At 62.6% G+C, this 25,152-nt stretch carries 21 protein-coding genes; 11 read left to right on the top strand and 10 right to left on the bottom strand.

What is annotated here, in order from left to right; all coding sequences use genetic code 11:
* Positions 1–108: 108 nt before the first annotated feature.
* The 6 genes from NLK60_RS09620 (at position 109) to pheT (ending at position 9,983) form a co-directional block, all read left to right on the top strand.
* A complete protein-coding gene (locus NLK60_RS09620; protein WP_254807581.1) occupies positions 109–1,908 on the top strand; it encodes an ABC transporter permease in 1,800 nt (599 codons plus the stop codon).
* Positions 1,898–3,031, top strand: coding sequence for an ABC transporter ATP-binding protein (locus NLK60_RS09615; RefSeq protein ID WP_254807580.1), 1,134 nt, complete (start codon positions 1,898–1,900; stop codon positions 3,029–3,031). The genes NLK60_RS09620 and NLK60_RS09615 overlap by 11 nt, the downstream gene beginning before the upstream one ends.
* 82 nt (positions 3,032–3,113) lie before the next feature.
* Positions 3,114–4,700 (top strand): tryptophan--tRNA ligase, encoded by a 1,587-nt coding sequence (locus tag NLK60_RS09610; protein ID WP_254807579.1) that lies wholly within the window; start codon positions 3,114–3,116, stop codon positions 4,698–4,700.
* Between the two features lie 75 nt (positions 4,701–4,775).
* Positions 4,776–6,350 (top strand): hypothetical protein, encoded by a 1,575-nt coding sequence (locus NLK60_RS09605; protein WP_254807578.1) that lies wholly within the window; start codon positions 4,776–4,778, stop codon positions 6,348–6,350.
* Positions 6,351–6,633: 283 nt separating this feature from the next.
* The gene (gene pheS / locus NLK60_RS09600; RefSeq protein WP_254807577.1) at positions 6,634–8,163 is read left to right on the top strand and encodes a phenylalanine--tRNA ligase subunit alpha; all 1,530 of its coding nucleotides are present in this window, start codon (positions 6,634–6,636) and stop codon (positions 8,161–8,163) included.
* Positions 8,163–9,983, top strand: coding sequence for a phenylalanine--tRNA ligase subunit beta (gene pheT / locus NLK60_RS09595; RefSeq protein ID WP_254807576.1), 1,821 nt, complete (start codon positions 8,163–8,165; stop codon positions 9,981–9,983). The genes pheS and pheT overlap by 1 nt, the downstream gene beginning before the upstream one ends.
* Positions 9,984–10,174: 191 nt before the next feature.
* On the opposite strand, the gene NLK60_RS09590 is transcribed toward pheT, so the two are convergent.
* Entirely contained in the window at positions 10,175–10,372 is a 198-nt protein-coding gene (locus NLK60_RS09590) for a hypothetical protein (protein ID WP_254807575.1), read from the bottom strand.
* Between the two features lie 240 nt (positions 10,373–10,612).
* On the opposite strand from NLK60_RS09590, the gene NLK60_RS09585 reads away from it, so the two are divergent.
* Both NLK60_RS09585 and pheA read left to right on the top strand, forming a co-directional pair.
* Positions 10,613–10,921: a non-histone chromosomal MC1 family protein gene (locus NLK60_RS09585; protein ID WP_254807574.1), complete on the top strand. Its 309-nt coding sequence runs from the start codon at positions 10,613–10,615 to the stop codon at positions 10,919–10,921.
* 179 nt (positions 10,922–11,100) lie between these two features.
* The gene (gene pheA / locus NLK60_RS09580) at positions 11,101–11,907 is read left to right on the top strand and encodes a prephenate dehydratase (RefSeq protein WP_254807573.1); all 807 of its coding nucleotides are present in this window, start codon (positions 11,101–11,103) and stop codon (positions 11,905–11,907) included.
* Positions 11,908–11,952: 45 nt separating this feature from the next.
* On the opposite strand, the gene NLK60_RS09575 is transcribed toward pheA, so the two are convergent.
* The 3 genes from NLK60_RS09575 to NLK60_RS09565 form a co-directional block, all read right to left on the bottom strand.
* Positions 11,953–12,372 carry an Hsp20/alpha crystallin family protein gene (locus NLK60_RS09575; RefSeq protein ID WP_254807572.1) on the bottom strand — a complete coding sequence of 140 codons (420 nt, stop codon included), beginning with the start codon at positions 12,370–12,372 and terminating at the stop codon, positions 11,953–11,955.
* Positions 12,373–12,446: 74 nt separating this feature from the next.
* Complete coding sequence (locus tag NLK60_RS09570; protein WP_254807571.1) at positions 12,447–12,797, bottom strand: hypothetical protein; 351 nt, start codon at positions 12,795–12,797, stop codon at positions 12,447–12,449.
* The gene (locus NLK60_RS09565) at positions 12,794–13,534 is read right to left on the bottom strand and encodes a DUF4382 domain-containing protein (protein ID WP_254807570.1); all 741 of its coding nucleotides are present in this window, start codon (positions 13,532–13,534) and stop codon (positions 12,794–12,796) included. Before NLK60_RS09565 ends, NLK60_RS09570 begins: the two co-directional genes overlap by 4 nt.
* Positions 13,535–13,792: 258 nt before the next feature.
* Between NLK60_RS09565 and leuS the strand changes: the two genes are divergently transcribed.
* Positions 13,793–16,636 carry a leucine--tRNA ligase gene (gene leuS / locus NLK60_RS09560; protein WP_254807569.1) on the top strand — a complete coding sequence of 948 codons (2,844 nt, stop codon included), beginning with the start codon at positions 13,793–13,795 and terminating at the stop codon, positions 16,634–16,636.
* A 74-nt stretch (positions 16,637–16,710) separates the two neighbouring features.
* On the opposite strand, the gene NLK60_RS09555 is transcribed toward leuS, so the two are convergent.
* The 6 genes from NLK60_RS09555 to NLK60_RS09530 form a co-directional block, all read right to left on the bottom strand.
* Positions 16,711–17,745, bottom strand: a complete 1,035-nt coding sequence (locus NLK60_RS09555; protein ID WP_254807568.1) for a DMT family transporter — start codon at positions 17,743–17,745, stop codon at positions 16,711–16,713.
* Between the two features lie 295 nt (positions 17,746–18,040).
* On the bottom strand, positions 18,041–18,316 hold the full coding sequence (locus NLK60_RS09550) for a hypothetical protein (protein ID WP_254807567.1): 276 nt from the start codon (positions 18,314–18,316) through the stop codon (positions 18,041–18,043).
* Between the two features lie 177 nt (positions 18,317–18,493).
* Positions 18,494–18,937 carry a plastocyanin/azurin family copper-binding protein gene (locus tag NLK60_RS09545; RefSeq protein ID WP_254807566.1) on the bottom strand — a complete coding sequence of 148 codons (444 nt, stop codon included), beginning with the start codon at positions 18,935–18,937 and terminating at the stop codon, positions 18,494–18,496.
* Positions 18,938–19,327: 390 nt separating this feature from the next.
* Entirely contained in the window at positions 19,328–20,161 is an 834-nt protein-coding gene (locus NLK60_RS09540; RefSeq protein ID WP_254807565.1) for a class I SAM-dependent methyltransferase, read from the bottom strand.
* Between the two features lie 144 nt (positions 20,162–20,305).
* Complete coding sequence (locus NLK60_RS09535; protein WP_254810456.1) at positions 20,306–21,106, bottom strand: helix-turn-helix transcriptional regulator; 801 nt, start codon at positions 21,104–21,106, stop codon at positions 20,306–20,308.
* 65 nt (positions 21,107–21,171) lie between these two features.
* Positions 21,172–22,398, bottom strand: a complete 1,227-nt coding sequence (locus NLK60_RS09530; protein ID WP_254807564.1) for an MFS transporter — start codon at positions 22,396–22,398, stop codon at positions 21,172–21,174.
* A 156-nt stretch (positions 22,399–22,554) separates the two neighbouring features.
* Here NLK60_RS09530 and NLK60_RS09525 point away from each other — a divergent pair, with 156 nt between their 5' ends.
* Together NLK60_RS09525 and metX are read left to right on the top strand one after the other, a co-directional pair.
* On the top strand, positions 22,555–23,886 hold the full coding sequence (locus tag NLK60_RS09525) for an O-acetylhomoserine aminocarboxypropyltransferase/cysteine synthase family protein (RefSeq protein ID WP_254807563.1): 1,332 nt from the start codon (positions 22,555–22,557) through the stop codon (positions 23,884–23,886).
* Complete coding sequence (gene metX, locus NLK60_RS09520) at positions 23,883–25,127, top strand: homoserine O-acetyltransferase MetX (RefSeq protein ID WP_254807562.1); 1,245 nt, start codon at positions 23,883–23,885, stop codon at positions 25,125–25,127. The genes NLK60_RS09525 and metX overlap by 4 nt, the downstream gene beginning before the upstream one ends.
* Positions 25,128–25,152: the final 25 nt, after the last annotated feature.

The raw sequence follows: 25,152 nt of genomic DNA, 5'->3' as shown, positions 1-25,152 counted from the left end.
GCCACGCCGCTCGAGACAAGAGCCGGTCACGAACCAACGACCGACTATCTGCCAGGCGACGATGCCACCCGGCAGCCAACAGTTACCGACTGATGACGCCTCCTAACCATGACTGAAACGGAGCCTACTGCCGGCCGACGCGTTCGCGACTCCCTCGAGCGACGGGCACTCGCTCTGGGCGCTCTCGGGACGACGATCTTGCTGGTCCTCATGTTCTATTACCCGGTGGCGACCGTGTTCGTCGAGTCGGTCGTGGTCGAAGGGGCCGTCACGCTGGCTATCTTTCTCGACTTGTTGCGCGACCCGTTTTATTTCGGTGACCTCGCACGCGTGTTCGCGGGGGAATCACCGATCACGGTAATGGAGGATTTCCTCTCGAGTGACCGCAAACTCGGCATCGTCGGCTTCACGACCTACCAGGCGATCCTCTCAATGGTGCTGTCGCTGGCGCTTGGGTTGCCGATGGCCTACTTACTCGCCAGATACGAGTTCAGAGGCCGCCGGACGCTGCGGTCGCTGACGATTCTTCCGTTCGTCCTCCCGTCGATCATGGTCGCCGTCGGCTTCGTCGCCACCTTCGGCCAGACGGGGACGCTCAATGGTGTGCTCGGCCTGCTCGGTCTCGGCCCCGTCTCGCTCATGTTCAGTCTCGAGGCGATCCTCATCGCCCACGCCTTTTATAACGCGCCGCTGGTCGCACGGGTGACGACGGCGGCCTGGGAGTCCGTCGATGCGAGTGCTATCGAGACCGCGCGCAGTCTGGGTGCGAGTCCGTTCCGAGCGTTTCGCGACGTGGTCGCCCCACAGCTGTATCCGGCCGTGTTGATGGGCGGCGCGCTGACGTTCGTCTTTACGTTCGGCACGTTTCCCATCGTTCTCGCGCTCGGCGGGATTCAGCTGGCGACGGTCGAGGTGTTCGTCTATCAGTTGATTCAGGACCTGAACTACGCGGAGGCGGCCGCGCTGGCGATCGTCGAGCTCGTCATCTCCCTCGGCGTGCTCTACGCCTATCTCCGGTATGAGGCCAAACACACGGTCCGCTCGCGCGGCGCGCGCCCGCTCCCTCGAAAATCGCTCAGGCCACCGACGTTCTCGGCTCGAGAGTTGACACCTCGAGTTGGACTGGCGATTTACGGCGTGATCGCGCTGTTCGTCTTCGTCGCCCCGATTCTCAGCCTGCTGTATCGCAGCGTCGCCGGCCCGACTGGCGGGTTTACGACCGCCCACTATCAGTTCCTCATCGACCGCCAGGCGACGGGGACGGCCTACCAGGTGCGACCGTGGCCGGCGATTCGCAACTCACTGTTTTTTGCCGCGGCCGCGCTCGCCGTCTCGCTTCCTATGGGGGTCGTCATCTCGGTGTTGACGACGCGGCGCTATCGCGGCCGCAAGCTCATCGACGTCGTCGCCATGGCACCGCTGGCGGTCTCCGGCATCATCGTCGGCATCGGTCTGCTCCGGGGTCCCGTCTTCGGCTTCGAACTCGGGAGCTACCGACTCACGATTACCGGTGCGCTCGCCATCATCGCCGCCCACGCAGTGGCCTGTTACCCGTTCGTGGTCCGGACGGTGGCCCCCGGTTTCGAGGCCATCGACCGCAGTCTCCTCGAGTCGGCGCGTGCGCTCGGCGCCTCGAGGACCCGCGCCCTGATCGACATCGAACTGCCGCTGGTCTGGCCGGGCGTGGTCGCCGGGGCCGCGTTCGCACTCGCGATTTCGATGGGCGAGTTCTCCTCGACGGTGATTCTGGCGACGGGGACCAACGAGTACACGATGCCGGTCGCGATCGAACGCTTCATCGGTCGTCGCCTCGGACCGGCAACCGCTATGGGTGTCGTCTTGCTCGTCGTCACGTCGATCAGTTTCGTTATCATCGACCGACTCGGGGGTGAGAGCTTTGGGCTCTGAGCGCTCGCGAACTCCGGTAGAACTCGAGCACGTTGGCGACGAGTTCGTCGATGCGCCAGTCGCGCTCTCACTCGAGGGAGTGAGCAAACAGTACGCCGAGACGACTGCGGTCGACGACGTGAATTTGCGCGTTCGAGAGGGCGAGTTTTTCACGCTCGTCGGCCCTTCGGGCTGTGGGAAGACGACGACGCTGCGTCTCATCGCTGGTTTCGAGGCACCGACGACGGGAGGGATCCGTTTCGGCGGGAACGACGTTACCGGCGTCCCACCCGAAGACCGGGACATCGGCGTCGTCTTCCAGAACTACGCGCTGTTCCCGCACATGACCGTCGGTGAGAACGTCGCCTACGGCCTCAACTTTGCCGACCCACCGGGTGGGATTTCGAGCGATCAGCGGGTCGCCGACCTGCTCGAGTTGGTCGACCTCGAGGGGATGGAAGCGCGCGACCCGGACCAACTTTCCGGCGGCCAACAACAGCGGGTAGCCATCGCCCGCGCGCTGGCACCGGGACCGGACATCCTCTTGCTCGACGAGCCGATGAGCGCGCTCGACGCCCAGCTCCGAGAGCGGCTTCGGGTGCAGGTAAAACAGATCCAGCGCGAACTGGGGATTACGACGGTGTACGTGACCCACGACCAGGAGGAGGCGCTGGCGATCTCCGACCGGGTCGCAGTCATGCGAGACGGTGCGCCCGAGCAGGTGGCCCCGCCGCAGACGATTTATCGCCAGCCGGCGACCCGATTCGTCGCCGACTTCATCGGTGACAACAACGTGTTCGACGGCGAAGTCGAACGCGTCGAACGGGGCGATGGCGGGGCCGCCCGTGTCCAGGTTCACGTTACTGACCAGCCCTTCGACCTCGAGGTCGAGAAAGGAACGTCCCTCGAGCCCGGCGACACCCTCACCTTCTGTGTTCGCCCTGAACACTTCTCGCGGGAAGCCACGACGAACACGTTCACGGGCACCGTCGAAAGCGCGGAGTTCCTGGGTGAGACCACGCGCGTCACCCTCGAGTGGCAGGATCGTTCGATCCGACTGCGGACGACCGACCCACTTTCGGGAGCCGTAACGGTCGGGTTCGAGCCCGATGGGGCACACGTCGTCGACTCGAGCAGGGAGTGATGGGGCCGGTGTCGCCGCGACCGTGGTGATCGACCACACGGGAAGCGAAGATTTTTGCGCACACGGCGGCCATGCCGGACTAATGACCGACGACCACGCTCGCGAGGAACCGATGACTGACGGTGGGGCAGCAGGTGCAGACGACGTCGCCCTCGACCCGTGGGGCTCCTCGAGCGTCTCCGACTACCGCAAGCTCTTCGAAACGTTCGGTATCGAGGAGTTCGACGCGTTGCTCGAGTCCGTCCCGCACCCGCATTATCTGATGCGACGGGGCGTCATCTTCGGCCACCGCGATTACCGACCGGTGCTCGAGGCGATGGGTAACGACGATCCGTTTGCCGTTCTCTCGGGGTTCATGCCGACGGGCGATCCACACATCGGCCACAAACTCGTCTTCGACGAAATCATCTGGCACCAGGAACGGGGCGGGGACGCCTACGCGCTGATCGCCGACCTCGAGGCCCACGCGGCCCGCGGGCTGACCTGGGACGAAATCGACGAGCACGCACGGAGCTACCTGCTCTCGTTGCTCGCACTCGGGTTCGACCTCGAGGAGGGGACCATCTACCGACAGTCGACCAACCGGGACGTCCAGGACCTGGCGTTCGAACTGGGTATCGACGCCAACTACTCCGAACTGCAGGCTATCTACGGCTTCGACGGCGAGACCGACGTCTCCCACATGCAGTCGGTCGTCACGCAGATGGCCGACATCCTCTACCCACAACTCGAGGGGCCAAAACCGACGGTCATTCCCGTCGGCCCGGATCAGGACCCACACGTCAGGCTGGCGCGAGACCTGGCCGCCAGGACCCGATTCTTCGGCGTGACGACTGCCTACGCGAGTTTCGAGGCGACGGAAGCCGAACTGACGGCCATCGGCGACGCCTACGACGCCCGCGAGGCGTACGCGGAGGAGCCGGAAACCCCGCGATGTACCGAGGCCGCCGACTGGCTCGAGGCGAACGCGGGCAACCTGACTGGCGATAGTGATTCGCCCGACGCTATCTCACCTGCCGTCCTCGAGGCGGCGGTATCGAAACTCGAGAACGCCGGCATGGAGCCGCTTCGACCGCGAATCCGGTTCCTGAACCGTCGCGGGACGGAGGAGGCCTTCGAGGCGCTCATCGACGCCATCGACGGTGAAAAGCGCGTGTTCGACGAACACATCGACGCCTTCGACCTCGAGCGGGACGCGGCCGAGGAGCTCGCCCGCGAGGTCGAACTCGATAACGGCGGGTACGGCTTCCGTCCGCCGTCGTCGATCTATCACCGGTTTATGACCGGCCTCACGGGCGGCAAGATGTCCTCGTCGATTCCGGCGAGTCACATCTCGCTGCTCGACGACCCCGAAGACGGCTACGACAAAGTGAAGTCGGCGACGACGGGCGGACGCGAGACGGCCGAGCAACAGCGTGAACTCGGCGGCGAGGCGGACAAGTGCCCGGTGTACGAACTGTACGCCTACCTGCTTGCGGGCGACGATGACGACTTCGCCAAACAGGTCTACGACGAGTGTGTCGGCGGCGAGCGCCTCTGTGGTGACTGCAAAGAGGAGGCCGCCGATCTCATGAAGGAGTTCCTCGCCGACCACCAGGAGAAACGCGAGGAGGTCGCCGAGTTGCTCGAGGACGCCGATATCGAACTCGAGTCGCCGCGACGCGGGTGAGCGTCTGCCCGGTTATCGTCGTTATTTTTCGGTGTCTGACGAAGGTATAAACCGGTCGAGGACGTGTGTGTCGATATGATCCGGCGGCGCTCGAGTGCGGTCGATGGCGACTCCATCGTCTGTGCCGACGTCCTCGGTCGGTTCGGCGTCGAGGGGGGTGATCTGCGTGCCCAACACGATAGCGAGCGACTGCCGGGCGAGGAATCTGCCGAACTCGAGACCGTCCTGGAGACGGCGCTGGACGACGCCCGCGACCGGACGACGTTCCTTCGTCGGACGATTTCCGGGTCTCCCCGCGGTATCGACTGTTCGGCCAGATACAGTCAGGAGACCCTCGAACGGGAACTGACGGCCGCGTTCGAGTCGATCGAGTGGACGGTGACGTTCGAACGAAGCGGCTTCGAGTGGCGACTGCGGGCAACCGATCCCGCTGGTCGAAGTCGGGAGACGACGCTCTCGTATCCGAAGACACCGCTCGAGCGGGACAATCTGCCGGCGATCCTCCACCAACTCGAGTCAGATATCCTGTACGGAACCGACGCGGGGTTCGTCTTGCTCTCTCGGGGCGTCGACCGCTGGCGGGCCGCACTGGTCGACGAGACGGCACTCGAGGCAGTGTGTGCAGACTACGGTGATCGAATTGCGGCGTTCGACCGCCCGCTGTTACCAGCGGCCTCGCTCGAGACGTATACGTCGGACTCCTCTGACGCTGTGGTGTCAGTCGACGGCGATAGCCACTGGCCCGAGTGGGCACTCGAGCGTTCTCAACGGCGCGTCCGCAGCGGGACGGCTGGTCCCTCGAGAGGGGCGACGACGGACTCGACTGGCGTCGGGGGCAACACCGGCGCTCCAGAAACGACACCCGAGGTGTCGCTGATCGAGGAGGCCGAATCGAGCGACGGGCGAGACAAAAGCGACGAATGTAGGGATGAGGGGGGCAAAAGCGACGAATCGACGACAGAGAAACCGGTCTGGGCCCGAGACGATGGAGCTTCGTTGTGGAACGAAGAGTCGACGTCGTCCGCGGAGACGACTCGTGAACGCGATGGCTACGTGCTATCTGGCGGTTCGCCGACAGTATCGCGCTCTGGCGGGGCGGAGCGTTCGTGCTCTGGAGGGACGAACAGGTCGCACACCGGGGACTCGAGGAGGGGTGACTCGAACGAGCGTACGGGGCTCGCGAGCGAGACGGGACGTTCCGATTCCGCGAACGAGTTCACAGGGGCTCACACCACGAGCGAGACCGCGGGAACCAACGACGCGTTCGACGCTGCGCGTTCGAGAGAGGCCGCTTCGGACCGGGCGGCCACGGCAGACGATGACGGCTTCGGTTCGTTGTCGGGGAGCGTGAGTACCACGCGCGTCTCGAACGAGTCGTTCGGAACGGGCGAAACGCAGGACGAAGACGAACAGTATCTCGCGCTGGGTGCGGCGATGGGAACCGGTCAGAACGTCTCCGTTAGCGGCCTGCTCGAGGACGATTCGTTCCTGCCCGAGTTACCAGCGGTTGAACCAACGGAGACGCGGATGACGTTCGAGGAGACGTTCGACCCCGCCGCGTTGCCGAAAGCGAAGGCCGCCGCCGAGCAGTCGGGGTTCGTCTGGGTGCAGTCCGGTGGCCTCGAGACGACGCGAGTCTCGAACGGATGACCACAACGTTTTTCGAGATACCGGGCGACCGTCGAAGTATGGCACCACAATCCCGATGTCGTGCTGGAATCGTCTCACAGCTACGGCTTTTCCCGTCGGGATTCGGCTTTCGGCCGCCGAAACCGGCCGCCTTTTTCGCCCACCTGTAAGCCGACCGGCGGACTCCTGACGCGCCGAAAGGCCCGTCACGACGAAACCGGCCGTTCCATCGCGACCCGACGGCCTCGAGTCGCGGAACATCGGAACCGCTAACTGACCGACACGCAGCCATACGAACAAGCGAATGCAACTTCCATCAGCACAGGTCGCGGTCCTCGAGACCGCGAGCGCAGACGAGGCACAGTCCGTCGATGCCCTCGCGAGCGCGACCGACCTGCCACCCGAGACGGTCACCGGCGCGGTGTTCGAACTCGAGGAGGCCGGTCTGGTCGCTATCAGCGAGGCGGTCGACGAAACGATCACGCTCACCGAGGAGGGAGCCGAGTACGCCGCCGATGGCCTCCCCGAGACGCGTTTCTACGAGGCCGCGCTCGAGGCGGGTGCCGACGACGACCCCGTCGAGATGGGGCCGGTCATCGGCCGCTCGGGACTCGAGGGACCACAGGTCAACATCGCGCTCTCGAACTACGCCCGCAAGGGCTACGGCGTCATCGACAGCGGTGAGGTGACCGCTAACCCCGACGCGGACCCGACGGCGGACGCCGAACGGGCCGCACTGGAGACGCTGGCCGAGCGCGACGAGGAGGTCGATGCAGATTCCCTCGAGGCCGACGACGGCGTGCTCGAGCAACTCGAGCGCCGTGGCTTGCTCGAGCGCCGTGAGACGACGGTCCGCTCGGTGACGCTCACCGAGGCCGGCGTGACGGAACTGATGGCCGGCGTCTCGGCCGCCGAAACGGTCGGGCAGGTCACGCCCGACCTGCTCACGAGCGGCGACTGGCGCGAGGCCGAGTTCACCGAGTACAACGTCGAAGCGGACGCGGAGGTCGTCGACGGCGGCAACGTCCACATTCTGCGCCAGACCGCAGAACGCGTCAAAGACACGCTCGTCGGCATGGGCTTTCAGGAGATGGAAGGGCCACACGCCGACGCGGACTTCTGGATCAACGACTGTCTGTTCATGCCACAGGACCACCCGGCGCGGACTCACTGGGACCGGTTCGCCCTCGAGCGTCCGACCCACATCGAGCACTTGCCGGGGGACCTCGTCGAACGCGTCGAGCGCGCTCATCGCGAGGGTGTCGGACCGGACGGCGAAGGGTACAACTCGCCGTGGGACGAGGACTTCGCCCGCGCGATTGCCCTTCGCGGGCACACGACGTCGCTCTCGGCACGCTATCTCTCCGGCGAACAGATCGGCGACCTCGAGCCTCCACAGCGGTATTTCAGCGTCGAGAAGGTGTACCGAAACGACACGCTGGACCCGACGCACTTGCTCGAGTTCTTCCAGATCGAAGGCTGGGTGATGGCCGAGGACCTCTCGGTGCGGGACCTGATGGGCACCTTCGAGGAGTTCTACGCCCAGTTCGGTATCCACGATATCGAGTTCAAACCCCACTACAACCCGTATACGGAGCCGAGTTTCGAACTGTTCGGCACCCATCCGACGACCGGTGAACTCGTCGAAATCGGCAACTCGGGTATCTTCCGCGAGGAGATGCTCGAGCCACTCGGCGTCGAGTGTGACGTGATGGCCTGGGGGCTGGCCTTAGAGCGCCTGCTCATGTTGATGTACGGTTTCGAGGACATTCGCGACATCCACGGCACGCTGTGTGACCTGGAACTGCTGCGGGATACGGAGGTGACCTACTGATGCCAACCGTCGAAATCGACCCGGACGAACTGCGCGAGTTGACCGGTCACGAGGACAAAAGCGACGACGACCTCAAGACCGACCTGTTCGGCCTCGGCCTCGAGTACGAAGGCGAGACCGAAGATGGGGAGTTCGAACTCGAGTTCGCGCCGGACCGCCTGGATCGACTCTCGGTCGAAGGTGTCGCTCGCTCGCTTCGGTATCAGTACGGTGACGCGCGAGGCGTATCCGTCCCGTCGACGAACAGTCCGGACTGGACGATAGCGGTCGATTCCTCGGTGCCCGACGAACGACCGTACGTCACGGGCGCGGTGATTCGCGGCGTCGACCTCGACGACGACGCGCTCGACTCGTTGATTCAACTGCAGGAGAAACTGCACGCGACGATGGGACGAAAGCGTGCGAAGGGCGCTATCGGTATTCACGACCTGACGATGCTTCGGGGTGCGCCCGCAACCGAAGGCAACCCTACCATCGAGTACGTCGGCGTCGAACCCGACGGCGACCGGTTCGTTCCCCTCGACGCCGACCGGGAGATGACGCCGGCCGACGTCCTCGAGGACCACCAGACGGGGAAAACCTACGCGGACCTGGTGAGCGCGTACGACCGATACCCCGCCATCTACGACGATATCGGGCTGTTCTCGTTCCCGCCGGTGATCAACGGCCGCCGAACGGAGGTCTCGACCGACTCGCGGGACCTGTTCGTCGAGATGACCGGCACGGACCAGTGGACCATCGACCGCATGCTGAACATCGTCTGTTATGCACTGGCTGCCCGCGGGGCGACTATCGAGGAGGTCACCATTGAGTACGGTGATGACGAGTCCGCAAACGCGGACTCGAACGGAAGCCGGCGTGTAGCTGGCGGCCGCGAACTGGTTCGCCCGGACTTCTCGACGAAGACCAAGACCGTTACCCACGACCGAATCGAGACCATCCTCGGCATCGAACTGTCGAGCGAGGAGGTCATCGATCTGGCCGAACGCTCGGGCCTCGAGGCGACGCTCGTTGGCGACGGCGATGGGGCGGCCGAAGACCGCGCGTACGAAGTCACCATCCCGCCGTACCGCGTCGACGTCCTCCATCCGCTGGACGTGATCGACGACCTCGGGCGCGCTTACGGGTTCAACGACCTCGAACCACGGTATCCCGACGTGGGTACGATTGGTGGACGTCACGAACGCTCTCGACTCGAGAACGCCGTGCGCACCCGGCTGGTCGGCCTTGGCTTTCAGGACCTGCTCAATTTCCACATGATCAGCGAGGCCGAGAACTTCGAGCGAATGAACCTCGAACGGGGCGGTTCGGGGGCCGGTAAGGCTGACAGCGACGACACCACCGGGTCAGCGGAAACCGTCTACGGTGCAGGCGAGCCAGCGACCATCAAAGGCCCCTACAGCGAGGATTACACCATGCTCCGGACCTGGGTTACCCCGTCACTGTTGATGGTTCTTGAGAACAATACCCACCGACGCTACCCGCAGGACCTGGCCGAAATCGGCTTCCACGCCGAAGTCGACGACGGCGAGAACACGGGCGTCAGCGAGGGTCGTGCGGTCGCTGCCGTCCTCGCCCGCCACGATGCCGCCTTCGAGGACGCGAAAGCGCGCTTGCAGGCGCTGGTCAAGAGCTTCGGGGGCGACCTCGAGACGCCGCCAACCGATCATCCCGCCTACATCGACGGTCGCACTGCGGCCGTCGTCATCGACGGTGTGGAAGTCGGTGTTATCGGTGAAGTCCACCCGAAAGTCCTCGTCGAACACGATCTCGAGGTCCCCGTCGCCGGCTTCGAGTTCGACCTCGAGGCCTTACGGTAAGCGAGAGACGCGGTTGCGAGGTGTTCTTTCGAGAACGGGTCGCAACTTCCGGTGGTACAGGCGGTAGCCAGCAACCCCGACCGCACGGTCGAGATATCCGGGCCGACCGTCGATGGGCCGGTTGTATCGTCCAGAGAGGCAGCGCTCACGCTCTCTCGAGGGGTTACTTCAGGTGCAAAAACGGTGAACGGCTAGAACTCGTGTTCGACCTCGTCTTCGTCGGCTTTCTGGATGATGATTTTGCCGTCTCGGACGCGGACGAACACCTCGTCGCCGATATCCATGCCCGCGACTGCAAGTTCGTCCTCGTGCAGGTTGAGGTGAACGTTGTGATAGTTGCCCTCGTCGTCTTTGGCACCGCTTGGACTCAGCTTCTTTTTCCGTACCATCGCGGGTATCTACCACGCACTTCGCCGTAGGATATACTTAAGTGTTTTCTACGACACAGCGAATGACTCTTACTCACACATTTTCCTGGAACGTATCAGATTCGAGACGATGGCGTCGTCTATCGATATTGCAGAAAGATGGTGACCGCCAACTACTTAAACATACCGGCGCTGTCACTCGGTTTTCGGGGATATCTTTATGGTAAATCATGCTCTCGGTTGACACGGAGGTACAAAACCATGGTACGTGAAGATGGTAAGCGAAACTTTGCACTGCGCGAATCGGGCGGCGACGAATCGAGTGTGTTCTCCGGGAACACGCCTCGACAGGCGGCACTGAAAGCGGCTCGACGACTCGACCCCGGCTCCAGCGAAGATGCGGCCGACCGCGTCGAACTCCGACTCCGAGAGAAAGGAACGGAGAAAGTCCACATCTACGACGGCTGGGCCTGGGAAGAAGAAGCTCCTGACGACAAGCCGGACTGGATGCCTTCCGAGATCACCGAAGCGAACGTCTCGAAGAAGGGTATCGAACACCTCGACGAGTGAGGTCGTCCCCCAAACATCCTGTGGTCGGTTGTCCGACCAACGTATTTTACGCCCTCGAGTGACGGGTGTTCGTCTCTGTACTTACCCTGGGTGGGGGGAGTGTCGACTCAATCTCTGTCCGGCACCCTCGAGTTGCGCCTCTCGGTACGTTTTTCCGGCCCCGTCACCGTTAGACGGGTATGACAGCTGTGACACTCGGACCGGAAGGGACCTACTCCCACCGGGCCACGCAGGCCGTCGATGAGGATATCGTCTTTCGCCAGTCGGTGACGGACATCGTCGCTGCCGTTGCACAGACGGAGTTCGACTATGGGGTCATCCCCATCGAAAACAGTATCGAGGGTAGCGTCACCGAGAGCCTCGACGCGCTGGCCGAATACGACGTCGCCGTCGTGAGTGAGATCGTGACGCCGATTCGACACGCCCTGCTTGCACAGGGTCCCAACTTCGAGACGGTCGCCAGCCACTCGCAGGCGCTGGCTCAGTGTCGTTCCTACCTCGAGTCATCGTATCCGGATGCACAACTCGAGGCGGTCGCGAGCACGGCCCGTGGTGTCGAGTACGCGCGAAACGACCCGACGGTGGCCGGCATTGCCCACCCGGATAACGCTGACGACGATCTGGAGATTCTGGCCCAAGATATCCAGGACCAGACCTCGAACGCGACCCGGTTTTTCGTCCTGGCACCGGTGACGAACCGGTCACAGGCGGGCGGCAAAACCTCGCTGGTCGTCTACCCCAACGCGAACTATCCTGGCCTGTTGCTCGAGTTGCTCGAACCGTTTGCCGACCGGGATATCAACTTGACGCGCGTCGAATCTCGCCCGAGCGGCGAACGGCTGGGTGATTACGTCTTCCACATCGACGTCGCCGCAGGCCTGTACGAGGACCGAACGCAGGAGGCGATCGGCGACCTCGAGGAACTGGCCGAACGGGGCTGGGTGCGGCGACTCGGCTCGTACGATATTCAACACGTCATCGAGTGAGTCCCGTGTGGCCGTCGCTGTGCCACGCTGAAAAAGCCAACTGCGCTATTCGATGTCGATCTGTTTCGAGTCGTCTCCTTCCTCGAGCTTGGGCAGCGTTACCGTCAGGACGCCGTTGTTGTACCCTGCGCTCACTCCTTCCTCGTCGACCGGCTCTGGGAGTCGAATCCGTCGACTGATCGAGCGTTGCGTGCGTTCGCGGCGAATGTAATGTTCGTCCAGGGTTTCGTCCTCGTCCGTATCCTCGGCGTCGAGGCGCAGGGTGCCGTCAGCGAGCGTGAGGTCGATGTCCTCCGTTTCGAATCCCGGGAGGTCCGCCGTCACGACGTACTCGTCGACCCTGTCGACGACGTCGACGGGGACAGAACTCGGAACGGGGAGGCCGTCCGTTCCGACGCCGCCGTCGAACTGTTCGCTCAGGCGATCGAGCATCTCTTCGAGGTCTTCGAACGGATTTCGTCGCATACGCGGTGGTACGCGCTCGAGGGAGATAAAATCTGCCCATCCGGAGACAACAGAACGGAAGATTCGCCGGAAAGTTAGGCGCCGGGCACGCCGAACGCGCCGAGGTTCAGGCCGAGTGCCGCGTCGACGATGAAGAGGATGAACAGCGCCGATAGCCACGCGAGGACGCCGATGAGGGCCGCCGTGGTCCAGCCGCCGGGGTAGCGCCAGTTGATAACGCCGATCCAGACGACGAGGGCGATAAGCGGCCCGACAAGCGGAATCCACGAAGTCAGCGCCCAGGCGAACGCCCCCAGGAGAGCGGTGATGATCGCCTGTGTGTAACTGTCGGCGTTGACGGTGAAGCTAGCGGCGAGATAGATGGCCAGGGCGCCGATGGCGAGCGTGACGATGAACGTGACCAGGGAGCCGACGATGGGAATCATTCGTCGGTCTCACCGGCACTGTCGTCGGCATCATCTGTCGTTTCGTTATCGTCTTCGGTGCCATCGTCGTCCTGGGTTTCGTCGTCTTCGTAAATCACCCGCGTGCCGCGAGCGACCGGCTGGAGGAGGTACCGTTCGGTCTGCCCCCGACGAACGGGCGTGAAGTCGCCGATGAATCCAGTGCGTTCGTCCGCTCGAATCTCGAACTTGCGGTTGAACTGGAGCGGCGCGTTGCCCGGCGTAGACACTTCGGCCTGGCCGCCATCCTCGAGTTGGCCGTCGACGTCGGACACGTCGAGCTGGAGGTACTCGTACGTGCCAACCGCGAGTTCGCGCTCGTCGATGAGTTGTGTGTTCTCTCCCTGTAACTCGACGAGGTCCGCTTCCTGCGGTTCGTCGAACTCGAGGTACTCGCGTCCGTCGCCCTGGTCGACGTCGTCTTCGTCCTGTGTTTCGACGCCGTCGTCGCTTTCGGCCTCGTCATCGGTTTCGTCGTCCATTTGGTCATCGGTATCGTCGCCAGACTCTTCGTCTCGAGGCTTGATCCAGACGCCGTCGATCGTCACGACACACGACTCGAAGTCAGCGATGTCGCCGGGCTGGTCGGTAACGCTCGTTTCGAGCGTGCCCGTCGCGTCAGTGGACTCATCGCCGAGACAGCCTGCAAGCCCCGCCGCTGCGAGGCCGCCACTGAGTTGGAGATACGTGCGTCGTCGGAGGGTATCGAGTGCGCTCATTGCGTCCGTTCGTCTCCGCGAGGGCCACATATAGGTCGGTAGCCGTCCACTCCCGTTTGTAATCGTTTGGACCGTTTGTGACTGTTTAGAGCGGCGTCTGTGATCTCAGGTCGCCCGACTGTGGGTACCACCGGTTCGGCGGCTCGGTTTCACATTGTTTTTCATTCGAAACGGTTTGAATCGAACCAGCTGTCCCCGCACCCCTCACTTCCGGTCGATGTGGGAGTCCTTTTACCCTCGCCACGAAAAGAGGCGCGTATGAGCTACGACCCACAGGAACTCGAGTCCCAGTGGCGCGAGCGCTGGGCCGCGTCGGGTCGGTACGAAGCCGATCCTGATGGCCGTGACCCCGAGGACGCGACGTTTGTGACCGTTCCGTACCCGTACCCGAGTGGTGGGATGCACATCGGACACGCTCGTACGTACACCGTCCCGGACGTTTACGCCCGGTATCGCCGCCAACAAGGTGACAACGTGCTGTTCCCGATCGCCTGGCACGTTACCGGCACACCGATCGTCGGCGCGGTCGAACGCCTGAAAAAAGGCGACGAGAGCCAGATCGACAGCCTCCAAAATGCGTTCGGTGTCCCCGAGGCAGACCTCAAAAACCTCGAAACGCCGATGGGATACGCCCGGTATTTCATCGAGGAGGCTGCGTGCAGTTACAAAACGGGGATGCGCCAGCTCGGCCTCTCGATCGATTGGCGACGCGAGTTTACGACGACCGACGAGCGCTACCAGCGATTTATCACCTGGCAGTACGAGACGCTGAAAGACCGCGGCCTGCTCGAGAAAGGGTTGCACCCGGTCAAGTTCTGTACCGAACAGGAAAACCCGGTCACGACCCACGACTTGCTCGAGGGTGAGGACGTCGAATACCAGGAGTACACGCTCGTCAAATTCGAGGGCGACGACGCAACCTTCCCGATGGCGACGCTTCGCCCGGAAACCGTTCGGGGGGTAACGAACGCCTACATCGATCCAGCGGGCGAGTACGTCGAGGCCAGTGTCGACGGGCAGGAGTGGGTCGTCTCCGTCGAAGCCGCCGAGAAACTCGAATATCAGGACCACGAGGTCGAGATAGACCGGCAGGTAACCGGCGACGCATTCGTTGGAGAAACCGTTACGAACCCCGTCACCGGTGACGACGTTCTCATCCTCCCTGCGGGATTCGTCGACACCGATAGCGGGAGCGGTGTCGTCATGTCCGTACCGGCGCACAGTCCAGACGACTACCTGGCCTTGCAGGAGGCCAAAGCAGACACCGAGCGACTCGAAGCCTACGGGATCGACCCCGGGGTCGTCGCCGCGATCGAACCGATTCCGATCCTGACGGTCGAGGGTTATGGCGAAATTCCGGCGAAGGACGCCGTCGAATCCGCAGGGATCGATTCTTCGGACGACCCCGAACTGAAAGACGTGACCCAGCAGGTGTACAACCGTGAGTTCCACCAGGGTGAACTCAGTGACGAGTACGGCGAGTACGGCGGCGAAGTCGTCGAGGCCGTTCGCGACGAACTCAAAGCCCACTTCCAGTCACAGGGGGCCTTCGGCGCGATGTACGACTTCCCCGAACCGGTCATCTCCCGTGCGGGCGGGAAAGTCGTCGTCTCGTATCAGGATACCTGGTTCCTGCGCTACAACGACGACGACTGGAAAGCGAAAGCGAGCGAGGCGGTCGCCAACCTGGACGCGATTCCGGAGAATACCCGCGAGCAGTACGATCACACGGTCGACTGGCTGCAGGAGTGGCCCTGTATCCGTAACTACGGTCTTGGGACGCCGCTGCCGTGGGACGACGACTTCATTATCGAGCCCTTGAGTGACTCGACGATTTACATGTCCTACTACACGGTTGCTCACCGGCTACAGAACATCCCCGAAGACGAACTCACGCGGGAGTTCTTCGACACCCTGTTGTTGGGTGAAGGAGACCACGAAAAGGCGGCTGAACTGCGCGAGGAGTGGGACTACTGGTATCCCATCGACTACCGCTGTTCGGCCAACGACCTCATTTCGAACCACCTGACCTTTTTCCTCTATCACCACGCCGAACTGTTCGACCAGCCCAAGTGGCCCGAAGGGATCACCATCATGGGGATGGGCCTGCTCGAGGGCGAGAAGATGAGTTCCTCGAAGGGGCACGTCGTCCTTCCCGGCGAGGCCATCGATACCTACGGGGCCGACACCGTTCGGTTCTTCCTGCTCAACAGCTCCGAACCGTGGCAGGATTACGACTGGCGGGCCGAAGAGGTCGGCTCGACACGCGATCAACTCGAGCGCTTCTGGAACCGTGCAACAGAACTGATCGACGGTGATGCTGGCGAGCGCGACCTCGAGCAGGTCGACCGCTGGCTGCTCGCTCGGCTTCAGGAGACCGTCAGGGACGTCACTGAGGCGATGGAGCGGTTCGAGACGCGGACTGCCAGCCAGACCGCGTTTTACCGCTTCGAAGAACACCTTAAGTGGTACCGTCGCCGGGCCGACCTCGAGCGCCCCGGAGCGAAGTGGACGCTGCGAACCGTGCTCGAGACGCGACTGCGGCTCCTCGCACCGTTCGTGCCGTTCATGACAAACGAACTCCACGAGCGCCTGACCGGAGAGCCCGCCGAAGACGTGCCGTGGCCGGAACCGGTTCCCGAGTTCGAGGATGCGGGTGTGCTGGCCGAAGAAGCGCTGATCGAAAATCTGGTCGAGGACGTTCGCGACATCGTCGACGTGACCGACACTGACCCGGAGACGATTCGGGTGTACGTCGGCGCGGACTGGAAGCGACAGGTGTTCGACACCGTCGTCCAGACCGGGCCGAACCAGGGTGCGGTCATGGGAAAGGTCATGCAAAACGAGTCACTTCGAGAGAAAGGAAACGCAGTTAACGACCTCGTGGGCGACCTGGTTTCGTTCGTTCGCGAGCGCGACGAGGACACGCTCGAGACGCTGGCAGGCATCGAGGAAACGGCAGTCTACGAGGAGGCGACGACGTTCCTCGAACGTGAGTTCGATGCCGACATCGAGGTATACGACGAGGATGCAGATCCGGTCGACCCGGCCGACAAAGCCAGTCAGGCAAGACCGTTCCGCCCGGCGATTCATCTCGAGTAACCTGTTCTCTCACCGCCTGACAGTGCGTCGGTGTCCGTTTCAAAAACGTCGTTTTTGCTGTTTCGATTCGAGCGTCAGTCAGCGCTCACGCCAGGCGTACCGTACTCACTTTTCGCTGCACTGTGGGATCGATCCGCATCTAGTGGGAGATACACGTTCCCGCTCACCACGACACCGTCGGGGTCGCTCGGACGGTAGGGGCCGTAGCCCACGGCGGGTGCGGCCGTCTGCCAGAGGGCGCCGAGTTTACACAGGGCAAAGCCGACCAGAATCAGGGAGAAACCGACGACTGTCGCGGGGGTGAGCGACTCGCCGAGAGCGAGCCAGCCGACGACGGCGGCGACGACGGGGACGGCGTAGTTGACCAGGCTCAACTCGGTCGCACCGATTCGCTCGAGCAGGACGAAGTAGACGAAAAAGCCGCCGCCAGTCGCGACGAGCGCAAGGTATGCGAGCGCGCCGAGTGCGGGGAGACCGACCTCGAGGCCGGTCGCGGATTCTGCGGGGTGGGCCGCGCTGAGGGTGTGTAAGATGGCAGCCCCAAGCGCCATCGACCAGGCTTGTAGCGAGACGATTGGCAGCGTTCCCTCGGTTCGTTCGGTCAGGACTGAGCCGAGCGCGAACGCGATGGTGGAGGCGACGAGGAGGCCGACGCCGACGGCCTGACCGTCGAGTGAGCCGCCACCGAGTGCGATGACGACGACGCCGAGGAGTCCGAGAATCAGGCCGACGACTGCCGGGGGTCGGATTCGTTCCCGAGGGAGCAATGCGAGCGCCAGCGGCGGCGTCACGATGGGGGTTAGACTAAGGACGATGGCTGCGACCCCGCTCGAGACGTACGACTGTCCGAGAAAGAGCAATGCGAAGTGAGTGCCGATGAGCAAGCCACCGCCGACGCCGATGAGCGCCCAGTCGGCTCCTGTCCGTGGTCGCCAGTGTGCGCCGGTGAGGGCGACTGCCAGTGCGAAGACAATAGCTGCGATATCGAATCGAAGAGCCGCAAAGAGAATTGGCGGGAGCGAGGCCAGGCCAACCTCGATAGCGGCGAACGACGTTCCCCAGACGAATGCAAGGCCGAGGAAGAGGAGGATATCTCTTTTTCCAGTCATTATCTCCTGGAAGTGTTTGCACTATTTCTATGTTGTTATTCTGGGTTTAGAGCGGCTCTAATCCATGATGCTGGCGTCATGTGTTGGCACACGCCATTCCCTAGTTTGGGTGTGCTACTCTTTCACCTGATATATCGTTCGGAGGGAGAACGTTCGTCTTGTTGTCAACTATCAACGATGCACTCGAGGGTAGACTGACTGGTGCTCAGCGGAGCAAACCGGTTCGAAAACCGAACGGTACCGCAAGCTCAGCCTCGAGCGCCACAAAAGGAGCGTTGCTTCGCGGCTTTTCCGTTCAGTTTTCTTCTTCTTCGTCTTCCGGCTCCTCCTCTTCATCTTCCGGCTCTTCTTCCTCATCTTCTGGCTCTTCTTCCTCGTCTTCCGGCTCCTCCTCCTCATCTTCTGGCTCTTCTTCCTCGTCTTCCGGCTCTTCGTCAACGAGGTCATCGTCCATGGAATCGTCCGCACCTTCGTCCTCACCTGGGCCGCCACAACCGGCAACGGCAACCGACAAGGTGAGGCCAGCGATTCCGAGTACTCGTCGTCTCGAGAGGTCTCCGTCTTGGACCATAGCCCGACCTTTATCAAGCCGCTCAATATAGCGATGACTTGCACCTGCCGGCATTATTCGCTTATCGATGAAGGTTTCAGACACTCGAGTCGGGAAAATTGCGCGCGGGAACCGCCTTCGATGGTCGTTATTGAGGAACCCAAAAACTTGATCCGTACTCCCGGTTCCCGAAACGGTTCAGTCGGAGTGGACTTCGACGTCACCAACCATCGTCCCCTGGTGTGGTTCACAGTGATACTCGACCATATCCTCGGTGGCTTCGAACTCGAGCGTTTGCTCGTCGTCGTTAGTCCACTCGGTTTCGACGATGACGCTACCGGCGTCGTCGACGAACGCGATGTTGTGCTCTGCGCCGTCTTCGTTGTACCACGTCAGTGTGTACTCCTGGCCAGCGGTGAGAACCAGCGTGGGGTTTTCGACGTCGTCGATGGGATCGGGAGCGATACCGGTCCACTGGTTCGTGTGCCCGTTCAGTTCGATGGTGTCGACGCCCTCCCAGGCATCCGGGTCGGTGTCGCCGTCGTCGCCGTTACCGAGACAGCCAGCGAGGCCGGCCGTGGCGACGCTTAGTCCAGCGAGTTTGAGGGTCGTCCGTCGTGAGACCGCATTATCTCCTGTCATCATCTCAATTTAGTGGTGAACGCTGATAAATGGATGGCCTACGAGTGGATTCTCCTCTTGCGATTCCACAGCATGTCACACGTTCGTTACTGTCATGCATGTGTGGCTGTGTCCATTACCCTGCGATTCGCTCCAATTGCCCGCCTGGCGACGGCAACTTTCGGTTGGCAGGGGGTGGAAGCTTTCGATCCCACTCGAGGGTGGAGACGGATATATCGAGCAGTTTAGAGACGGGGATAACGCGTTCGGTGTTTTCACAACGGAACCGGCCGCCGTCTCATGGGAATCGCTGTCGACAGTGTTGGTGATCATCTCACTCGTTCGCATCGGTGATTTGGGGTATCAGTGACAGAATTCGACAGAGGAGGTGTGTATCTGGAACCCCGTTCGCTATTGGGGCCGGTCTGCTGTGATGACGTAGGACTCCATTGGCGAGACGACCCCATGATCGTCACTGTAGGCGTGTAATTCTTCCTCGACCGCTTTCACCAGTTCGTTTCGAACCGTTCGTCCGACGGCCGCGATTGGTTCGGCGAGCGGTGAACTTGCCACTTCACGGCGAACGAACTCCTCGACCGAAGGATAGCGTACAGACCCGACCTCGATGGTGACCAATACGTCATCGAAGCCCGCATCCTGAACGAGGGTTCGTAGGTCTCGTGTGTCCCAATCTGGGAACGGAGACCGCATCATTTTCCCGGCGTTGGCACCGACGTGGTGTTCCAGCGCTTCGGCCAAAACTACGTAGGCAGGGTGGTACTCGAGCGGTCGCCAGACGCTCAGGGCAACGTGGCCACCCGGTGTGAGGACCCGTTGCATCTCTTCGAGTGCGGCGGTTGGGTCGTCGAAGAACTGCACCGACTGTTGACTGCAGACGACGTCGAAATCCTCGTCGTCGAACGGGAGCGCTTCCGCGTCACCCTGTCGCCACTCGGGTGTGTGTTGGTTGTCGCCAGCGGTTTCTGCCGCGACGGCGAGCATTCCCTGGTTGGTGTCAAGCCCCACGACGTCTCCGCTGGTCCCGACGCTGGTCGCGACCCGTCGGGCCACGATGCCGGTTCCACAACCAACGTCCAGGACTCGATCACCTTCCCTGATATCGCCAGTCTCGACGAGTCGGTCGGCCCACGACGCGAATATCGGTGGTACCAGGTAGCGTTCATAGGCCTCGGGGGCGTTCTGTTCGAGTTGCCAGCCAGTCGATCGACGTGTGTGATCGCTCATACGTACTCACCACGAACTCGGCTACTCCGCGAACGTATGTGTAGATGTCTAGTGAAATATTTCACGCCGTGAAAGCACGCCTTCGGGTACCCATTCGATATCAACGTGATCGATCACGCGAAGGATTCGGCCTCTGGGAGGGTGTCAAAACCGGTCGATAGCGTCCTCGAGCGGTCGGGCCTCGTCCCGGAACCGTTCGTAGTGCGACGTTGCCCAGGCACGCATCTCGTCGCTTCCGGTGTCGACGAGTGACTGCAACGCCCCCGTTTCCGGGTCGTAGCAGCAGATACTGACACGGTCATCGAACAGGCAGACCCCACACCGGTCGTCCAGTGGAAGCCCATCGTGTACCAGAACCGTATAGTTGTCCCGTGTCGCCATCTCGAGGACGGTTTCTTCGTCCCACGAGAGTAGTTCCTCGAAAACGGCTGGCGGGTAGATGTATTCACATTCCAATCCGTTTCGGACGTGGTCGAAAAACGGCTCGAGATTCCCGGACTTGAGCAGCGCCATGCCGAATCCGGTCATCGATTCCGTCGCCGTGAGACACTCCGTGAGACGCTCGAGAGGCTGGTAGGGGTAGCCGGGCCCCGGCTGAGAGATCACCACGTCAGTGAACAACTCGATGCTGAAACCGTCGGTTTCGTGGGGGAGCCACGGCCAGATCTCGCGGAGACGCCGTTGATAACTCATCTCGTCTCTGAACGCTTCGAAGCGAGTGGCGACGAATGTCCCCAGCTCGGTCAGCCGGTACACGTTCCCGTTCCGTTCGATCCAGTGGCGATCCTGAAAGCCCGCAAGAATTCGACCCAGCGTCGGGGAAGACGCTCCCGTTGCAGAACGGAGATCGTTCCGCGTACACGGATCGTCGGCCAGAGCCTCGAGCACTCCAACGCGATGATTCGACCTGATGAGGAACTCGATGTCTTCGCGTGTCGCATCCATGGCCATGATACGGGTTGGCATACAATAATCGTCTCGCCGTGCTCTCGTTGGGTCGCCAACCCGTCTCAGGCGTCTCGCCCCTCGAGCGAAAACCGTGTCTTCCCGATCGAGAGGTGCAAAAACGCGGGCACCGCGACGAGTGCGATGAGAATCTCGAGGCCGCCGACGATGAGGAACGCGTGACCGTATCCCCAGGCACTGGCGACGGTGCCGCCGATGAGAAAGCCGCCGAGGAACCCCAGGCTTCCGGCGAGATTGAACCCGGCCATCGCGACGCCGCGGCCGCTTTCGTCGGCGATATCGGTGACGAGGGCCATCGTGGCCGGGGAGATGAGCGCGCCCAGCACGCCGACGAGTATCATCGCTGCGGCAGCGACAGGTACCGTTGGGGCTACGCCGACGGCGAGGATGCCGAGGCCGTAACTGAGCGATCCGACGACGATAGGAATAGTGCGCCCGATTCGATCGGACAGTTTTCCCAGGGGGTACTGCAGGAGGGCGAAGGGAGCGAAAAAACACGCCAGCAACAGGCCAGTCATGGCGGCGTCGACCCCGAACGCGTCCTGAAAGTACAACGTTCCGACGAGGGCGAAAAAGCCGGCGGTAAGCCGGTCGACGAAGCCGAACGCGTACGGAATCGACAGCACCGGCCTCCGGGAGACGCTCGAGAGAATAGCCTTCACTCGACGTCGATGGCTGGGGGCCCTATCTTCAGCGAGGGTTACCAGCACGCTCACGACGGCCAGCAAAACGGCGGCCGCAACGAGGGGGGCACGCGGGTCGAGGGTGGTGAGCTGGCCGCCGACGGGAGCGCCCGTTGCCGCCCCAAGTCCGATGGCGATGCCCGCTGCGCCCATGTTTCGGCCGTGCCCACCCTCGAGGTCCATCAGCATCGTCATCGTGAGCGAGAACGCGCCGACGGTCATCGCGCCCTGAAATATCCGCACGAGCAAGACGCCCTCGAACGGGATGGTGCCGGCCGTCGCGATGACGGCGAGGGCGAAGTAGCCACCGGCCCCCGCGAGCGCACCGAGGACGATAAACGGTGTTCGTCGGCCGGTTACGTCGCTGGCGACACCCCAGACGCCGACGAAAGCGACGTACGCGGCGAATTCGGCGACGAGAAACCACATACTCGCATCGAGGGTCGTCTCCGTCAACGGCGAGGTCGGCTCATCGGCACCCAGAACTCCGACCAGTTCCGCGATACCTGGATACAACAAGAGCTGGGAGAACAACACTGCAAAGACCACGCTTGCGAGGACGATTCGGTCACGGCCGCTCGAGTGCACGACTCTCCGTTAGTACTGCGCGTATGAAGGCGTTTGTCTTCGGATTCGAGTTTCTTCCCGACGACAGATAATGGTCTGTGTTAGCACTTCTCTGTATTTGTCGGTTTTTGCCGTTACTGGCGTGCATAAGTTCCTCCAAAAGTATGCATACAAAACATGAGCGACGACTCGAGCGGCCCCCCATCGACCGCCGAATTCGGGACAGGGTGTATCCACGCGGGCTACGACGGCGATCCGGCAACCGACGCGGCCGCGGTCCCGCTCTATCAAACTACCTCCTACGTCTTCGATGATGCCGACAGCGCCGCTGCCATGTACGCCCTCGAGCGCGAGGGACACATCTACTCTCGCATCTCCAATCCGACGACGAACGTTCTCGAGGACCGTCTGGCGACCCTCGAGCGTGGGGCGGGTGCCGTCGCCACCGCCAGCGGTATGGCTGCTCTCGACTCGATCGTCCTCGTCCTGGCCGGCGTTGGTGACAACGTCGTCTGCTCGACGGACACCTACGGCGGCACGACGGCGTATTTCTCGAAGACGGCCAGCCGTCGGGGAATCGAAACGCGACTCGTTCCCACCCTCGACTACGACGCCTACGCCGAGGCTATCGACGAGGACACGGCGTTCGTTCACGTCGAAACGGTCGGCAACCCCTCGCTCGTTACGCCCGACTTCGAACGACTGGCTGAACTCGCCCACGACAGGGGCGTTCCACTGGTCGTCGACAACACGTTCGCGACGCCCGCGCTGTGTCGGCCACTGGAGTGTGGCGCTGACGTCGTCTGGGAGTCGACGACCAAATGGATTCACGGCTCGGGGACGACCGTCGGCGGAATTGTCGTCGACGGCGGCACCTTCGACTGGGGCGAACACGGCTACAGCGAACTCGCCGGACAGAACGACGCCTACCACGACGTCGATTTCAGTCGCGACTTTTCGGACGCCCCGCTCGCGGCCGCGATTCGCTATCGGTCGACTCGGAGCCTCGGAAACCAGCAATCCCCGTTTGACGCCTGGCAGACCATGCAAGGCCTCGAGACACTCGCGCTTCGCATCGAAAAACACTGTGAGAACGCGGCTATCGTCGCCGACTACCTCGCCGACCACGAGGACGTCGCGTGGGTGACCTATCCCGGCCTCGAATCCCATCCGACACACGACAACGCCTCCCGGTACCTCGAGGACTACGGCGGCATGATCGCCTTTGGCCTCGAGGGCGGGGACGAACCACGCGGCGGCTACGAGGCGGGGAAACGCCTCTGTGAATCGGTCGACCTCGCCCAGTTCCTCGCGAACATTGGCGACGCGAAGACGCTCATCATCCACCCAGCGAGCACGACCCACGGCCAGTTGACGCCGGACGAACAGGTTGACGCCGGCGTCACGCCTGACCTCGTTCGACTCTCGGTCGGTATCGAAGATCCGGCAGATATCCTCGCAGACCTCGAAGCGGGAATTTCGACGGCGACCGATCGAGGTGACCAATGACTACGAAAGACACCATCGATCTCGGCTCGTTTACCTTCGAGTGTGGCGAGTCTATTCCACGCCTCGAGGTGGCCTACGAGACCTACGGCGAGTTTACCGGCTCGAACGCTGTCCTCATCTGCCACGCACTGACTGGTAGCGCCCACGTCGCCCGACGCCCCGATGCGGGTGACCAGACGGCCGGCCAGGCCCGCGCCTGGTGGGGAGACGTCGTCGGCCCCGGCAAGGCTATCGACACGACCGAGTACTACGTCGTCTGTGCGAACGTACCCGGTTCGTGTTACGGCACGACCGGTCCCTCGAGTGTGAACCCCGAAACGGGCGAGTACTACGGCACCGACTTCCCGCCGGTGACCATCGGCGACTGGACGCGCGCTCAGCGACGCCTGCTCGACGAACTCGGTGTCGGTCGCCTTCGCGGGGTTATTGGCGGCTCTGTCGGTGGGATGAACGTCCTCGACTGGCTGCGGCGCTATCCCGACGACGTCGAGTGTGCGGGCGCCGTCGCCACGGCCCCGAGACTCGATCCGCAGTGTCTGGCCCTCGACACGGTCGCCCGGCGAGCGATCACGAGTGACCCTGCCTGGAACGGCGGCCACTACTACGGAGATGCGTCTCCGGACGGGAACGGCCAGGCACCAAATACGGCGGCGAACGGACCGAGCGATGGCCTCGCCCGAGCCAGACAGATCGGTCACATCATGTACCTCTCGAAGTCCTCGATGGACCACAAGTTCGGCCGTCGAGCGGCCGGCCGTGAAGCGACCAGAGAGACGCCGACCGACCCGGCTGGAGCCTTCTTCCCGTATCGTGAAGTGGAGTCGTATCTGGATTATCAGGCCGAACAGTTCGTCGACCGATTCGACGCCAACAGCTACCTGTATCTGACCCGGGCGATGGACGATTTCGACCTCGCGGCGGGCTACGAATCCGACGGTGATGCCCTGGCGGCCTACGAGGGCGAGTTGCTGTTGCTCTCGTTTACCGGCGACTGGCACTTTACCGTCGAACAGGCGGAGACGCTGGCCGAGGTCTGTCGCGGGACGGGTATCGACGTTGCCCACCACGTCGTCGAGTCCGATCACGGCCACGACGCGTTTCTCGTCGAACCCGAAAACGTCGGTCCACCGCTGTCAGATATGCTCGAGTCGGGGTTAGCCGGCCGCTCGATCACGGATACGGTCGAACGGGACCAATCGGATTCGTTCGCCCCGGTGCACACGAGCCTGTTTTCGAACTGACGAGTTCGGTAGTGAACGCGGTTTT

The organism is Natronosalvus amylolyticus, from assembly GCF_024298845.1.
GTDB classification, from domain to species: Archaea; Halobacteriota; Halobacteria; order Halobacteriales; family Natrialbaceae; genus Natronosalvus; species Natronosalvus amylolyticus.
Note: the sequence above shows the minus strand (reverse complement) of the source record. Positions and strands in the feature narration are given on the sequence as shown.